This window comes from Thalassospira lucentensis (assembly GCF_001613805.1).
Classification (GTDB): Bacteria; Pseudomonadota; Alphaproteobacteria; order Rhodospirillales; family Thalassospiraceae; genus Thalassospira; species Thalassospira lucentensis_A.
In genome coordinates this window covers 262,478-278,134 of record NZ_LPVY01000002.1, presented here as the reverse complement: position 1 = coordinate 278,134, position 15,657 = coordinate 262,478, and the positions used below count along the sequence as shown (strand labels likewise).

Genomic DNA, 15,657 nt, shown 5'->3' with positions numbered 1-15,657 from the left:
GTCCGGGGCAAATAAAAACCGGCACATCATCAGGGAAACTGAACAAGAGGCACGAGGTATCCACCTTTGATCCGGTCAACGGACACAAGGATGCCTGCGGCCCAAGTCAGGGAGGATAAGCGACGTTATGACGTCACAGGGTCCCATCTTGCAGATCAGCGACGTATCGCTTGTATTTGGCGGCGTGCGCGCGCTGAGCGATGTCAGCTTTTCCGTCCAGCCCGGCGAGCTGTTTTCAATCATTGGTCCGAACGGGGCTGGCAAGACATCGATGCTTAACTGCATTTCGGGTCGCTATCAGCCGACCACCGGGTCCGTTGCCTTCAAGGGGAAGGATGTCACGGGGCTTAAACCCAATGATCGTGCCGAGCTGGGCATTGGCCGTACCTTCCAGAACCTGGCGCTTTTTGGCCATATGAGTGTGCTTGATAACATCATGGTCGGGCGGCACCATCTTTTGAAAAACAATTGCCTGACCGGGCCGCTTTACTGGTTTTCCGGCGCGCAGAAGGAAGAGCTTGAACATCGGCGCTTCTGCGAGGACGTGATCGACTTCCTTGAAATTTCCCATATCCGTAAGGCAACGGCGGGAACGCTGTCCTATGGTCTGCGAAAGCGGGTTGAACTGGCGCGTGCGGTGGCGTTGCGCCCCGATCTGATCCTGCTGGATGAACCGATGGCGGGCATGAACCTCGAAGAGAAAGAGGACATGGCGCGCTTTATCATCGATCTGAACGAAGAATGGGGCATGACGGTTGTCATGATCGAACATGACATGGGGGTGGTGATGGATATCTCCAACCGGGTCATGGTTCTTGATTTCGGGCGCAAGATTGCGGCCGGCCTGCCCGAAGAAGTCATGGCGAATGCCCATGTCAAAAAGGCCTATCTCGGCGAAGATGATGACGCAACCGATGAAGACGAGCAGGTGGCCTGAACATGAGCAGCAATACCCCCGATTATGCCGATGTGCAGGCGCTTGATACCTTTCCGAAGGTGCTGGCTTATAACGCGCGCCACTGGGGCGACGAAATTGCCATGCGCGAAAAGGAATTCGGCATCTGGCAGGAATTCACGTGGAAAGATTATAACGACCGCGTCAAATGGATGGCGCTTGGCCTGCGCGATATGGGCATCAAGCCCGGTGATGTGGTCGGCGTTATCGGCGAAAACCGCCCGGAATGGGTCTGGGGCGAAATTGCCGCACATGCGCTGCGTGCCATGTCGGTCGGCCTGTATCAGGACAGCCTTCATGAAGAAGTCGCCTATCTGATCACCTATTCCGGTGCACGGGTTCTGATCGCCGAGGACGAGGAACAGTGTGACAAGCTTCTGGAACTGGCCGACCAGATTCCGACGGTTGAACATATCGTTTATTGCGATCCGCGCGGGATGCGGAAATACGAAGACCCGCGCCTGATGGATATCGAAAAGCTTTACGAGCTTGGCCGTGCGCTCGAGGCAAAAGACCCCGGTGCCTATGACGGGATGGTGGCCGATACGCGCGGTGATGAATGCGCGATCCTGTGCACCACGTCGGGCACGACGTCCAAGCCGAAAATGGCGATGCTGAATGCCGGTGATTTCCTTGATCACTGTGCCGCCTATTTGCGTGCCGATCCGAAATATCCGGGTGACAACTATGTTTCGGTTCTGCCGCTGCCATGGATCATGGAACAGGTTTATGTCGTCGGTCAGTCGTTGATCAGTCGCCAGATCGTGAATTTTGTCGAAGAACAGGAAACCATGATGGCCGATCTTCGCGAGATCGGACCGAACTTCGTCCTGCTGGCACCGCGCGTCTGGGAAGCCATTGCCGCCGATGTGCGGGCACGCATGATGGATGCGACCCTGTTCAAACAGAAAATGTATGATTTCGGCATGGCTCTGGCGCGCACCGCCCTTGATGGCGGCGGCCATTCCAGGGTTGCCGATGTCCTGTTGATGAATGCGTTAAAGGACCGGTTGGGCTTTTCCAATCTGCGGTCGGCTGCGACCGGCGGGGCGGCGATGGGACCGGAAACCTTCAAGTTCTTTCATGCCATGGGCGTGCCGTTGCGTCAGCTTTACGGCCAGACCGAACTTTGCGGTGCCTATACCATCCATCAGCCCGACGACATTGATTTCGATACGGTCGGGCGCGCGTTTGATAATTCGGAAATCAAAATCATCAATACCGATGAAAACGGTGTTGGCGAGATTGTTGCGCGCACATCGGGCATGTTTACCAGCTATTATAAAAACCAGGCGGCCTATGACGAGGATGTCCGGGATGGCTGGATGCATACGGGCGATGCCGGTTACTTCAAGGAAGGCAACAAGCATCTTGTGGTGATTGATCGCCTGAAAGATCTGGCGGAAACATCCAAAGGTGTGCGTTTCTCGCCGCAGTTTATTGAAAACAAACTGAAATTCTCGCCCTTCATTGCCGAGGCCGTGATCCTTGGCAAGGGATTGCCGTTCCTGTCGACCATGATCTGCATCCGGTATTCGATCATGGCGAAATGGGCCGAGCAGCGCGGGATTGCCTTTACCAACTATACCAATCTGTCAGCCCAGCCGCAGGTCTATGACATGATCGTTGATGAAATCCGTCAGGTGAATGAAACCCTTCCGGAAGCCCAGCGCATCAAACGGTTCCTGCTGCTTTACAAGGAACTGGATGCCGATGATGGCGAACTGACGCGTACCCGCAAGGTTCGTCGCAGCGTGGTTGCGGAAAAATACGCCGACATCATCGACGCGATTTATGCCGGCAATGAAAAGGTTGATATCGACACCATGATCACCTTCCAGGACGGGTCGAAAACCCGCATCCAGACAAGTGTGAAGGTCGTCGATCTGGACGGGGACAAGGCCGCACAGACGGCCCCCAAAGCCGCCGAATAAGGCAGCGATAAAACAGTGCGCCCCAAATGCCATAAAGGTTGCGGGGCCGCCATTACAGGGATGGCAACATGAATTTCGAACTTCTGTTCCAGCTTCTGCTTAACGGGCTGATTGTCGGAACATTGTATGGCGTGGTCGCCATGTGTTTCGTGCTGATTTACAAATCGACCCAGATCGTGAACTTCGCACAGGGCGAGTTTCTTTTGATCGGGGCATGGGTTTGTTATGCGTTTCTGGTGGAAATGCAGATGCCCTTCTGGCTTGGATTCCTGTTCACATTGCTGTTCATGATGGCGTTTGGCATTGTCCTGCAAATGGTGGTGCTGCGCCCGATGATTGGCGAGCCGATCATTTCGGTGATCATGGTGACGATCGGGCTTTCGATCTTTTTCCAGGCGGCAACGAAATGGATATTCGGTGCGACCACCGCGACCTATCCGCAGGTGTTCAGCGAACGGTCGATCAACCTTTTCGGCATGCAGATCGAAACCGCCTATATCATGAGTTTCGTGATCTCGCTGGTGATCATGGCGGCGTTCTACTGGTTCTTCAAATATTCCAAGCTGGGCCTTGCGATGCGGGCCACCGCCTTTGACCAGCAGGTCGCGCAAAGCCTTGGTATTTCCGTCAAGACCGTGTTTGCCATGTCGTGGGCGATTTCAGCGCTGGTATCGGGTGTTGCCGGTATCGTGATCGGGATGGTCAACGGGGTTTCATCCGCGCTTTCGGTGATCGGGATCAAGGTTTTCCCGGCGGTCATTCTGGGCGGGCTTGATTCAATCATCGGCGCGATTGTCGGTGGTGTGATCATCGGTCTTCTGGAAAACACCGCCGAGTTTGTCGACGGTCAGTATCTGCACTGGGGCAACCTGTTTTCGATCGCACCGTTCTATGTGCTGATCATCATTCTTTGCATCAAGCCATACGGTCTGTTTGGCACCAAAGACATCGAACGCATCTAAGGGGCGGAGTAATAGGTTATGGCTGGATTTTCGATGCGTCCCTGCGGTGATTTTCGCACCACCTATCGACAGGATACGCGGATTTTCGACACCACCTTTGTGCGCAATGCCGCGATCCTTGGTGTGATTGCAACCGCCCTGATCCCGTTTGTTCTGGATGGCTATTACGTCAACCTGTTCATTCAGATCTCGTACTTTGCGATTGCCGCCCTTGGTCTGAATATTCTGGTCGGTTTCACCGGGCAGATTTCGCTGGGTCATGCGGCGTTCTTTGGCTTTGGCGCATTCGCATCCGCCTGGATCAACAATACGACCGGCATTCCGGTTTTGCTGTCGATCCCGCTGGCGGGGCTTATGACGGCGGCTGTCGGGCTTTTGTTCGGTCTGCCTGCTGCCCGGATCAAGGGGCTTTATCTGGCGATTGCGACATTGGCAGCCCAGTTCATCCTGGAAGATTTCTTTGCCCGGGCCGACTGGTTTACCGGCGGGTCTTATGGGGCGGCGGCAAACCCGGTCAATGTGTTCGGCTATGAAGTGCTCGATGATTTCAGCTTCTTCTATGTCTGCCTGTTCTTCCTTGTGATCATGTATCTGCTGGGCACGAACCTGATGCGGACCCGTGATGGCCGTGCCTTTGTTGCGGTACGTGATCATTATCTTTCAGCGGAAATCATGGGCATCAATCTGACGAAATACCGTCTGATGAGCTTTGCGATTTCATCCTTCTATGCCGGGGTCGGCGGGGCGATGTATGGCCACTATCTTGGCTTTGTTTCGGCCGAGGGCTTTACCATCCTGCTGTCGATCCAGTTTCTGGGCATGATCATCATTGGCGGCCTTGGCTCGGTCAAGGGCACGCTGATGGGGACCGTCTTCATGGTTCTGCTGCCCGAAGTCATGGAAAACGGTGTCGGGCTTTTAAGTGTTTTCGAATGGGCCAATTCGACGGCTGTGACCGACGGACTGGCCTATATCAAGGAGATGGCGATCGGTCTGGCCATCATCCTTTTCCTGATCTTCGAACCGGACGGGCTCGCGCACCGCTGGCAGCAGATCAGGGCGTACTGGAAGCTTTATCCCTTCTCGTACTGATAATTACCGCCGAAACCCGCCCCGCTAAAAAACACAAAAGGGGCAGGATCAAAATCGGGGGAGACCGGGAGGCTATATCGTTGATGAAAACGTCCAAGGGAGACGTCGTGATGAAAAGACTGATTGCTGCAACCGCGATGGTTGCAACCGGCCTGTCGGTAACGGCAGCCAAGGCAGACGAAGTATTCGTCGGCCATCTGATGGATATCACCGGTGCCACCGGCTTCATCGGCAAGTTTTATGCCGACGGGGTTCGCGATGCACTGTCTTATGTCAACACCCATGGCGGGATTGACGGCACGGTTCTGGATTCTGAATCGGTCGATTACGCCTACAAGGTGCCGCAGGCCATTGCGAACTATAAAAAATGGCGTTCGCGCAATGAAATGGTCGCCATGCAGGGCTGGGGCACGGGCGATACCGAAGCCCTGATCAGCTTTGTGGCCCAGGACAAGGTGCCGGTCTATTCCGCATCCTATTCCGGCCATCTGACCGATCCGACCGCGAAAAACCCGAAAACCGCAAAACCGGCCCCCTATAACTTCTTCTATGGCGCATCCTATTCCGATGCCTGCCGTGCAATGGTTCAGTGGGCTGCCGAAGACTGGAAAACATCGGGTGGTTCTGGCAAGCCGGTATTCTCGCATATCGGGGATAACCACCCGTATCCGAACGCCCCCAAAGAAGCCTGTGCGGAATACGCGACCGAACTTGGTTTTGAAGTGACCGAGCCGGTTGTTGTTTCGATGAAGCCGGGCGATTTCAAGGCGCAGTGCCTGACGATCAAGGAAGCCGGAACCAATTATGGGTATCTTGGCAACCTCGGCCCGTCGGTGGTTTCGCTGGTGAAATCGTGTGACACGGTTGGCGCGTCCCCGAAATGGCTCGCCAATATCTGGGCGGGTGACTTTGAAACGCTGAAAACCATCGGCGATGTTGAAAACTATGTCTTCCCGGCCATGACCAGCTTCTGGACCGACGAGGGCGTACCGGGCATGGAACTGGTGCGTGAAATCTCGAAAATGTCGGACAGCTCGGGCGAGCAGTTCCGTACGCACCACTATATCCGCGGCATTTGCTCGGTCTATTACATGAAAGAAGCCATGGAATGGGCCAAGGCCAATGGCGGCATCACCGGCGAAAACATCAAGGCCGGGATGTATGCCCGCACCGACTGGGTGCCGAAAGGTCTTGAAGGTGTCTGCATGCCGGCAACCTGGACGGCCGAAGATCATCGCGGCATCAACACCGTGAATATCTATAACGGCAGTGCCAAGGGCGGAGAGCCGACGGTCGAAAAACTGACCACGGTAACCCTGCCGCGTCGTGACGACTGGCTCGGCTATTAAGTCGTAGTCAGAAGACGGCTGTCTCCCGAAGGTGTTCGGGGCGGGGTGGCGAAAAGCGCGCCCGCCCCGGCGCCGGGAGATGTAATCAGAACGTGATTGAAGGGGACACCATGTCAGAGCCCGCCCGCAAGATCGAAACCGCAGAACCGTTGCTGTCGGTCAACAATATCGAAGTCGTGTATGACGAGGTGATCCTTGTGCTGCGCGGGGTATCGCTTGAAGTTCCGCAGGGCAAGATCGTGACCCTTCTGGGCCCGAACGGGGCCGGGAAATCGACCACGCTTAAGGCCATTTCGGGTTTGCTCAAGACCGAGGATGGCAAGGTTACCCGTGGTGACATCAATTTCATGGGGCAGCAGATCGCCAATGGCAGCCCCGAGGATATCGTGCGTTCCGGCCTGTTTCAGGTCATGGAAGGCCGCCGCATCATCGAAGACATGACCTGTGTCGAAAACCTGCGGCTTGGCGCCTATACCCGCAAGGACAAGGGCGTTAAGGACGATATCGACATGGTGTTTGAATATTTCCCGCGTCTGCGCGAACGCACCGGGCTTGCCGGTTATTTGTCAGGCGGGGAACAGCAGATGCTGGCGATTGGCCGGTCGCTGATGGCGCGTCCGAAAATGATTTTGCTTGATGAACCTTCGATGGGTCTGTCACCCTTGCTGGTGAAGGAAGTGTTCGGGATCATCGAAAAGATCAACCGCGAGCAGGGCATCACCATGCTGATCGTTGAACAGAACGCCAATTTTGCGCTGAAGGTTGCCGATTACGGTTACATCATGGAAAGCGGCAAGGTGGTTCTGGATGGCACCCGTGACGAGCTTCTGAACAACGAAGACGTCAAGGAATTCTATCTTGGCGGCGGTTCGGAAGACCGCAAGAGCTTCAAGAACATCAAATCGTACAAACGTCGCAAGCGTTGGCTTTAACACGCGCCTGTGCCTTGTAACGACCAGAAAACGGACCCGGCCACCATGCTTAATACCTTCTTTGACGCCAGTGAAACCCGTAGCCCCAAAGACCGTGAAACCGGTTTGATGGCGGCATTGCCACGGGTTGTTCATCACGCAAAAAGCAAGGCCGCCGGGTTTGGCCGTATCCTTGAAGGGGTTGATCCGCAGTCGGTCAACAGTCGCGAGGCACTGGCAAAACTGCCGGTGACGCGCAAATCCGACCTGATCGCCATGCAGGCGAAAAATCCGCCCTTTGCCGGGTTGAATGCAACACCGGTGCCGGCCCTTGGCCGTATTTTCCAAAGCCCGGGGCCGATTTACGATCCCGAAGGCAAGGGTGATGACTGGTGGCGGATGGGGCGCGCGTTTTTTGCTGCCGGGTTCCGGCCGGGCGACATCATTCATAACTGCCTGTCCTATCACCTGACACCGGGCGGCTTCATTTTTGACAGTGGCGCACGTGCGTGCGGCTGCGCCGTCATTCCGGCCGGTGTTGGCCAGACCGAAGCCCAGATCAAGGCGATCACCGACCTGAAACCGACCGGCTATTCCGGAACACCGTCGTTTTTGAAAATCCTGATGGAAAAGGCCGACGAACTGGGCGGGGATGTTTCATCCATCACCCGTGCGCTTGTGTCGGGCGAGGCATTGCCGCCGTCATTGCGCGACTGGTTTGCCGAACGCGGTGTTGCCATGCTGCAATGTTATGCCAGTGCCGATCTGGGCCTGATTGCCTATGAAAGCGATGCCAAAAGCGGGATGATCGTTGCCGAGGACATCATCCTTGAAATCGTGCGTCCCGGTACCGGCAACCCGGTAGCCGAGGGCGAGGTGGGCGAGGTCGTCGTTACCAGCCTTAATATGGATTATCCTCTGATCCGGTTTGCCACCGGTGATCTTTCGGCGATTGCATCGGGGCCAAGCCCGTGCGGGCGGACCAATATGCGTATCAAGGGCTGGATGGGCCGTGCGGATCAGACCACCAAGGTCAAAGGCATGTTTGTCCATCCCCACCAGATTGCCGAGGTCGTCAAACGCCATGCGGATATCGGCATGGCACGCCTGATTGTGACCCGTGAAAACGATGTCGATGTCATGACGCTCGCCTGTGAAACCGATGCCGCCGGGTTCAGTGCCGATGCGGTGATGGATAGCCTGCATTCGATCTGCAAGCTGCGCGGCAGGGTCGAAATCGCAACACCGGGCAGTCTGCCCAATGATGGCAAGGTGATCGACGACCAGCGCGACTATTCCTGAGCGGCCGCCAGAACCCTTTTTGCAGTTGTCCCGTCACGGGACCGATACTGCGAAAAGGTATCTACCCGTTTCATTCCCGCTCGGGAAACTTGGTGCCGTCCGGCTTTGTTCGGGCGGCATTTTTTTGTTTTGTGCATGGGCCACTGGTCATTGCCCTTTGGCAATGTATGATGGCGCATAAATTTGAATGATTACAGGGGAAAGCATGGCGCAGGCAGGCAAACCATTTGCCGTTGGCATGATCACGATTTGCCAGTTGATGGCACTTGCGCTGTGGTTTTCGGCAACGGCGGTATTGCCGCAATTGCGGGCCGAGTTTGATCTGGGGGCGGTGCAATCATCCCTGTTTACCAGTTCGGTCTTGCTGGGGTTTGTACTGGGCACTTTGATCAGCGCGTTTTTCGGTCTGGCCGACCGGGTTGAACCAAGGCGTTTCTGGGCGGCATCCGCATTGATTGCCGCGACCGCCAATCTTCTGATCCTGACCGTGCCGGTCGACGGGGTGGTTGTGATCGGGCTTCGCCTGATTACCGGGGTCTGCATGGCAGGGATTTATCCCATCGGCATGAAAATGGTCGCGACCTGGTCACGCGGCGATACGGGATTTCTGGTCGGGTTGCTGGTCGGTGCATTGACCATGGGGTCGGCCCTGCCGCATCTGTTTGCCGTGGCAGTGCCGCTTGACTGGCGAATGGTGATCGTGATCGCCAGTATTTCGGCTTATATCGCCGGTGTGGCGATCCTGTTTGTCAAGCTGGGCGGGACGCCGGGAAAATCCCCGCGATTTGATCCGCGTATGGTTGGGCAGATATGGTCGAACAAACCCCTGCGCCATGCCTGCTACGGGTATTTCGGGCATATGTGGGAACTGTATGCCATGTGGGGCTGGATCGGGTTGTTCCTGTATGGGGCGCTTTCCGGGCGGGAATTTGATAATCCCGGTATCTGGGCGGCGCTTCTGACATTTGCGATTGTTGGTATCGGCGCGTTCGGAAGTCTTGCGGGTGGTTTGCTGGCGGACCGGATCGGGCGGACGACGGTGACCATGGCCGCAATGGCGGTCAGTGGTATCTGCGCCCTTGTTGCCGGGGCGCTTGGCGATGCGTCGGTCCCGATCCTGATTGTCGTCTGTATTGTCTGGGGCATTTCGGTGATTGCCGATTCTGCGCAATTTTCATCCTGCGTGATCGAACTGGCTGATCCCCATCAGGTGGGAACGGCGCTGACCATGCAAAATGCCATCGGCTTTCTTATTGCCCTTGGATCGATCCATCTGGTGCCGGTGATTGCCGATGGTTTTGGCTGGTGGGGGGCGTTTGCCATGCTGGCGGTGGGGCCATTACTGGGCTTTATCGCCATGGGACGATTGCGCAACATGCCCGAAGCCATCCGACTGGCGGGAGGACGGCGATAGTTTTGAGCCGGAATAGCGAAAAGAGTCGGTGATCCGCATCACTTGACAACCTGAAGGCAAAAAAATGCGCCGTTTGGGTTTTCTTGACCATTTTCAGCACAAATATTACTTTCTGCCAGAATTTTCTTGCTGTTGCGCGTTGGGGGCGTTGCGGCGTTTTCCAAATATAAGGGTCTTTCATGAGTCTCACCCTCATTGTTTTGCTTCCCTTCCTTGGGGCGGTGTTACCCGCCGTCATGATCAGGGCCGGGCGCAATGCGTGCGCCACAGCAACCGGCTCGGTCACGCTGCTTGCCCTGATCCTGCTTATCGCCAAGGCACCCGCCGTTATTGGCGGCGAAGTGTTTCAGGTCCGCTATGAATGGCTGACCGAACTGGGATTGAACGTGACCTTCTTCCTTGATGGTCTGGGATTGCTGTTTGCGACCCTGATCCTCGGGATTGGTCTGCTGATCATCATTTATGCCCGTTTCTATCTGTCGAAAGACGATCCGATGGGGCGGTTCTATGTGTTCCTGCTTTTGTTTCAGGGCGCGATGGTCGGCATTGTTCTGTCGGACAACATTCTGCTTCTGCTGATTTTCTGGGAACTGACGTCGCTGTCATCCTTCCTTCTGATCGGTTACTGGAAACATCTGCCCGAAGGTCGACAGGGCGCGCGTATGGCGCTGACCGTGACCGGGGCAGGCGGGCTTGCGATGATTGCCGGGATGCTGATCCTTGGAAATATCGTCGGGTCCTATGATCTGACGGTGATCCTGCAAAATGCCGATCTGATCCAGGCGTCACCGCTTTATGTGCCAGCCCTTGTTCTGATCCTTTTGGGCTGCTTTACCAAATCCGCACAGTTCCCGTTCCATTTCTGGCTGCCGCATGCCATGGCCGCGCCGACACCGGTTTCGGCCTATCTGCATTCGGCAACCATGGTCAAGGCGGGCATCTTTTTGATGGCGCGCATGTGGCCGGTTCTGTCGGGAACGCCGGAATGGTTCTATATCGTTGCGACCGCGGGTCTTGTGACCATGGTGCTGGGCGCATGGATTGCGATCTTCAAACATGATCTTAAGGGGCTTCTGGCCTATTCCACGGTCAGCCACCTTGGTCTTGTGACCATGCTGTTTGGTTTCGGTACGCCGATGGCCGCCGTTGCGGGCGTGTTTCATATCATCAACCATGCGACCTTCAAGGCGGCCCTGTTCATGACCGCCGGGATCATCGACCATGAAACCGGGACGCGCGATATTCGCCGTCTGGGCGGGTTGCTGAACCTGATGCCGATTGCCGGGACCATCGGGATCATTTCGGCCGCATCGATGGCCGGGATCATTCCGTTAAACGGGTTCCTGTCCAAGGAAATGATGCTGGAAGAAGCATGGCATACCGTCTGGCTTGATCAGAACTGGATCGTGCCGTTGCTGGCGACTGTTGGCGCGCTGTTCTCGGTTGCTTATTCGCTGCGCTTTATCTTCCATGTCTGGTTTGGCAAAACCCGTGATGAACTGCCCCATCACCCCCATGATCCGCCCTTTGGCATGTGGGCACCGCCCGCATTCCTGACGGTTCTTGTGGTTCTGATCGGCCTGTTCCCGGCGGCAATTGCCGGGCCGCTGGTGGCGGCCACGTCCAATGCGGTTACGGGCGGGAACCTTCCGGACTATTATCTGGCACTTTGGCACGGTCTGACTCCGGCACTTGCCATGAGCACGATTGCCCTTATCGGCGGTGCGTTGCTTTTGCTGCGCCATGGCGGTTTGATGTCGGTAACGGCCAACCTGTCGCGGCCCGATGCCAAGGCCATGTTTGACTGCCTGATCGTCAAGGTCGTCGCGCTTTGCCGTGTGATATCGGACAATCTGCACAACGGTTCGCTGCAACGCTATCTGGCGGTCATGGTCTTTGCCGCAATTGCCATCGGTCTTTCGGGGTTCTATGCCGAACCGGATCATACCGCAGGCACACGTGAACTTCTGGCGGTTTCACCGCCCGCCGCCATTGGCTGGGTGCTTCTGGTCGGGACCTGTATCGCGGCGGTCGCGATGCATCACAACCGGCTTCTGACCCTGCTTCTGGTGGGGGTCATCGGTTTGATCGTCTCGCTTGGCTTTATCTATCTGTCGGCACCTGATCTTGCCCTGACGCAGATCTCGGTCGAGGTGGTGACGGTCATCCTGATGTTGCTGGCGCTGAACATCCTGCCAAAGGAAACCCCGAAGGAAAGCCAGCCTGGACGCAAATTCCGCGACTGGGTCATTGCAATCGCGGCCGGTCTTGGCATGGGCGGGGCTGTCTGGGCGATCATGACGCGTGAATTGCCCAATTCGATTTCAGCCTATCATCTGGCCAATTCGAAAATCGAAGGCGGGGGAACCAACGTGGTCAACGTGATCCTCGTCGATTTCCGCGGTTTTGATACCTTTGGCGAGATCATCGTTCTTGGCATTGCCGCTCTTTCGATCTTTGCCCTGATTGAAACGGTTACCCAGGGTGAGGCGGCGAAACGTCTGGCAAGCTGGGTGGTCGATAATCGCCGGTCGGCTGATCGCCATCCGATGATGATGGTCATTGCAACGCGGGTGATGTTGCCGCTGGCGCTGCTGGTGGGGGTTTACATCTTCCTGCGCGGCCATAACGAACCGGGCGGTGGCTTTATCGCCGGTCTGGTCGTTTCGGTCGCGCTGGTCATGCAGTATATGGCGTCGGGCTTTGGCTGGACCCAGAACCGCATGAAAGCCAATTATCACGGCATGATCGGGTTGGGCGTGATTGCCGCGGCCATTACAGGTCTTTCGGCCTGGGTGGCGGGGCTGCCGTTCCTGACCAGTGGCTTTGTCCATGTTCATCTGCCGATTGTCGGCGAATTTGAACTGGCATCTGCCATGGGCTTTGACCTTGGCGTGTTCCTGACGGTTGTCGGGGCGGTTACCCTCGCCCTTGCCAAACTGTCGCAGGTGGAACGAATGGCCGAGCATGTCGACATCAATCCCGAGCCGATGGACCATGATCCGTCCGCCGCGGCCCAGCAGGTCGCGACAGCTGAGAAAGAGGCCTGATATCATGGAGTTTCTTGTAGCAAGCAGTATCGGGCTTCTGACCATGTGCGGCACTTATATGTTGCTGCGTGGTCGTACTTTCCCGGTGGTAATCGGTCTGGCACTTCTGTCCTATGCGGTGAACGTTTTCCTGTTCGCCATGGGGCGCCTGACCATCGATATGCCGCCAATCCTGCGTGATGGTGTTACGGAATACACCGATCCGCTGCCCCAGGCACTTGTCCTGACAGCGATCGTGATTTCGTTCGGGATGACCGCACTTATCGTTGTGCTGTCAATCCGCGCCTATCTTGAAATCGGTAATGACCATGTTGACGGTCGCCCGGTTGGCGAGCCTTCCGAAGCAGGAGACAAAAACTGATGGGTCACTGGATTGTCGTTCCCATTGTGCTGCCTGCCGTGATGGCCGCCCTGATTGTTCTGGCGGTTCGGCATGACATTGTTCTGCAGCGCATATTCTCGATCACCTCGACCGTTGCCCTTGTGGCGGTCACTCTGTCGCTGGTGATTTTTGCCAATAAAAACAACCCGGAAATGTACGCACTTGGCGACTGGCCGGCACCGTTCGGGATCGTGATCGTACTGGATCGCCTGTCGGCGATGATGATCTTTCTGACCTCGATCCTCGGTCTTGGGGTCATCCTGTTTGCATCGAGCGAATGGGACAAGCGTGGCCAGCATTTCCACGCCCTGTTCCAGTTCCAGTTGATGGGGGTCAATGGTGCGTTTTTGACAGGTGACGTGTTCAACCTGTTCGTTTTCTTCGAAGTGCTGCTGATCGCATCCTATGGGTTGATGCTGCATGGTGCCGGGGCGGAACGCCTTAAGGCGGGCATGCAGTATATCGTCATCAACCTGACGGGTTCGACCCTGTTCCTGGTCGGGGTCGGCATGATATATGCCGTAACCGGAACGCTGAACATGGCCGATCTTGCCATTCAGGTGCCGCAGGTGGCCGCCGGTGATGCCGCGTTACTGCGTGCCGGGGCGCTGATCCTGCTTCTGGTGTTCTGTGTGAAGGCGGCTTTGGTGCCGGTTCATTTCTGGCTGCCGGGGACTTATGCCAATGCACCGGCACCGGTGGCGGCCCTGTTTGCCATCATGACCAAGGTCGGTGCCTATTCGATCCTGCGCGTTTACTCGCTGGGCTTTGGTGAAAATGCCGGTGATATGGCATGGCTCGCACAGCCCTATATCCTGCCTGCGGCGATTGTGACACTGGCGATTGGCATGATCGGGGTTCTGGCGGCCAAGCGGCTGAACGGCCTGATTGCGTTTTCCGTGATCGGATCGATGGGAACGCTTTTGATTTCCATCGCGCTGTTTACGCCCGAAAGCATTTCGGCCGGTCTTTATTACCTGCTGCATTCGACCTTTGCCGGGGCGGCCCTGTTCCTGATCGGTGATCTGGTGGCGTCACGCCGGGGGGCCATCTATGGCGACAAACTTGAAACGGCACCGGTTTTCCATCAATCGGGGCTTCTGGCGGTTCTGTTCTTTGTTGCGGCCATCGCCATGGCCGGGATGCCGCCGCTTAGCGGTTTTATCGGCAAGCTGATGATCCTTGATGCGGCACGTGACAGCGACCTGTCTGTCTGGATCTGGTCAGTCATTCTTGTGACGTCGCTGATGTGCATTGTCGGTTTTGGCCGTGCAGGCAGTGTCCTGTTCTGGAAAAGTGCGTCGGCCGAAGGTGTGATCGAGGTCGAGGGGGCAAATTGGCCGGTTCTTCCGATCGTTGCCGCCTGCGGAATGCTTTGTGCACTTGTTGCCCTGACGGTGTTTGCCGCACCGATCATGGATTACCTGCAGGGCACGGCAGCGCAGTTGTTTGACACCACGGATTACATCCGGGCTGTGCTGGGTGAAATACCCGCCACACAGCTTGGCCAGTAAGCGGTGATGAAAGGATAGTGATGATGTTGAAACGTTGTCTTCCCCACCCGCTTCTGTCGCTGGCCCTGCTGGTTGTCTGGGTGTTGCTGGTCAATGAAATATCGGCCGGTGCCGTGGTCTTTGGTGCGATCCTGGCGATTGTGGTGCCGTTGATCACGTCAAGTTTCTGGCCGGCGGCGCCAAAGGTTGGCAATGCCTATGCGATCTGCGAATACGGCCTGATCGTGTTGTGGGATATTCTGGTGGCGAATGTTGTCGTTGCCGGGTTGATCCTGTTTCGCAAGGCCGAAAGCCTTGAAACGAAATGCGTTGTCGTTCCGCTTGATCTGACCTCGCCCGAGGCGATCACGACCCTTGCGGGGACGATCACCATGACGCCGGGAACCGTGACCATTGATCTGAGTGCCGATGCCAAAAGCCTTCTGGTGCATTGCCTGCATGCGCCGGACCCGCAGGGCGTGGTTGATGATATCAAGACCCGCTATGAAGGCCGTCTGAAGGAGATTTTCGAATGATCGAATATGCACTGAATTTCGGCTTTATCTGTGTGGCGGTCGCCCTGTTGATGAACCTTTGGCGTCTTTCGAAGGGACCGACCATCGCGGACCGTGTTCTGGCCGTCGATACCATGGCGATCAACGCCATCGCCCTTCTGGTGCTGTACGGGATCAGCCGCGCAACCTCGATGTATTTCGAAGGGGCGCTTCTGTTTGCCATGTTCGGCTTTGTCTCCACCGTTGCCTATTGCAAGTTCGTCTTGCGTGGCGACATCATCGAATAGGGAGAGAGACG

13 protein-coding genes are annotated in these 15,657 nt (G+C 56.3%); all 13 read left to right on the top strand.

Going from position 1 to position 15,657, the window contains the following annotated elements; all coding sequences use genetic code 11:
* Nucleotides 1-127: 127 nt before the first annotated feature.
* The 13 genes from AUP42_RS01710 (at nt 128) to AUP42_RS01650 (ending at nt 15,646) form a co-directional block, all read left to right on the top strand.
* On the top strand, nt 128-937 hold the full coding sequence (locus AUP42_RS01710) for an ABC transporter ATP-binding protein (RefSeq protein ID WP_062948270.1): 810 nt from the start codon (nt 128-130) through the stop codon (nt 935-937).
* 2 nt (nt 938-939) lie between these two features.
* The gene (locus tag AUP42_RS01705) at nt 940-2,889 is read left to right on the top strand and encodes a long-chain fatty acid--CoA ligase (protein WP_062948268.1); all 1,950 of its coding nucleotides are present in this window, start codon (nt 940-942) and stop codon (nt 2,887-2,889) included.
* Between the two features lie 68 nt (nt 2,890-2,957).
* Entirely contained in the window at nt 2,958-3,851 is an 894-nt protein-coding gene (locus AUP42_RS01700; RefSeq protein ID WP_062948266.1) for a branched-chain amino acid ABC transporter permease, read from the top strand.
* An 18-nt stretch (nt 3,852-3,869) separates the two neighbouring features.
* Nucleotides 3,870-4,943 carry a branched-chain amino acid ABC transporter permease gene (locus AUP42_RS01695; protein WP_062948264.1) on the top strand — a complete coding sequence of 358 codons (1,074 nt, stop codon included), beginning with the start codon at nt 3,870-3,872 and terminating at the stop codon, nt 4,941-4,943.
* 110 nt (nt 4,944-5,053) lie between these two features.
* Nucleotides 5,054-6,292 carry an ABC transporter substrate-binding protein gene (locus AUP42_RS01690; RefSeq protein ID WP_062948262.1) on the top strand — a complete coding sequence of 413 codons (1,239 nt, stop codon included), beginning with the start codon at nt 5,054-5,056 and terminating at the stop codon, nt 6,290-6,292.
* A gap of 110 nt (nt 6,293-6,402) precedes the next feature.
* Entirely contained in the window at nt 6,403-7,224 is an 822-nt protein-coding gene (locus AUP42_RS01685; RefSeq protein WP_097052096.1) for an ABC transporter ATP-binding protein, read from the top strand.
* A gap of 45 nt (nt 7,225-7,269) precedes the next feature.
* Nucleotides 7,270-8,505 carry a phenylacetate--CoA ligase family protein gene (locus AUP42_RS01680; protein WP_062948260.1) on the top strand — a complete coding sequence of 412 codons (1,236 nt, stop codon included), beginning with the start codon at nt 7,270-7,272 and terminating at the stop codon, nt 8,503-8,505.
* A 205-nt stretch (nt 8,506-8,710) separates the two neighbouring features.
* Entirely contained in the window at nt 8,711-9,919 is a 1,209-nt protein-coding gene (locus AUP42_RS01675; RefSeq protein WP_062948258.1) for an MFS transporter, read from the top strand.
* A gap of 179 nt (nt 9,920-10,098) precedes the next feature.
* Nucleotides 10,099-12,969, top strand: coding sequence for a monovalent cation/H+ antiporter subunit A (locus tag AUP42_RS01670; protein WP_062948256.1), 2,871 nt, complete (start codon nt 10,099-10,101; stop codon nt 12,967-12,969).
* A 4-nt stretch (nt 12,970-12,973) separates the two neighbouring features.
* Nucleotides 12,974-13,330: a Na+/H+ antiporter subunit C gene (locus tag AUP42_RS01665; protein WP_062948254.1), complete on the top strand. Its 357-nt coding sequence runs from the start codon at nt 12,974-12,976 to the stop codon at nt 13,328-13,330.
* Entirely contained in the window at nt 13,330-14,865 is a 1,536-nt protein-coding gene (locus tag AUP42_RS01660) for a monovalent cation/H+ antiporter subunit D (RefSeq protein WP_062948252.1), read from the top strand. The genes AUP42_RS01665 and AUP42_RS01660 overlap by 1 nt, the downstream gene beginning before the upstream one ends.
* Before the next feature lie 20 nt (nt 14,866-14,885).
* Complete coding sequence (locus AUP42_RS01655) at nt 14,886-15,380, top strand: Na+/H+ antiporter subunit E (RefSeq protein WP_231858121.1); 495 nt, start codon at nt 14,886-14,888, stop codon at nt 15,378-15,380.
* Nucleotides 15,377-15,646 carry a K+/H+ antiporter subunit F gene (locus AUP42_RS01650; RefSeq protein ID WP_062948248.1) on the top strand — a complete coding sequence of 90 codons (270 nt, stop codon included), beginning with the start codon at nt 15,377-15,379 and terminating at the stop codon, nt 15,644-15,646. Before AUP42_RS01655 ends, AUP42_RS01650 begins: the two co-directional genes overlap by 4 nt.
* Nucleotides 15,647-15,657 lie beyond the last annotated feature (11 nt).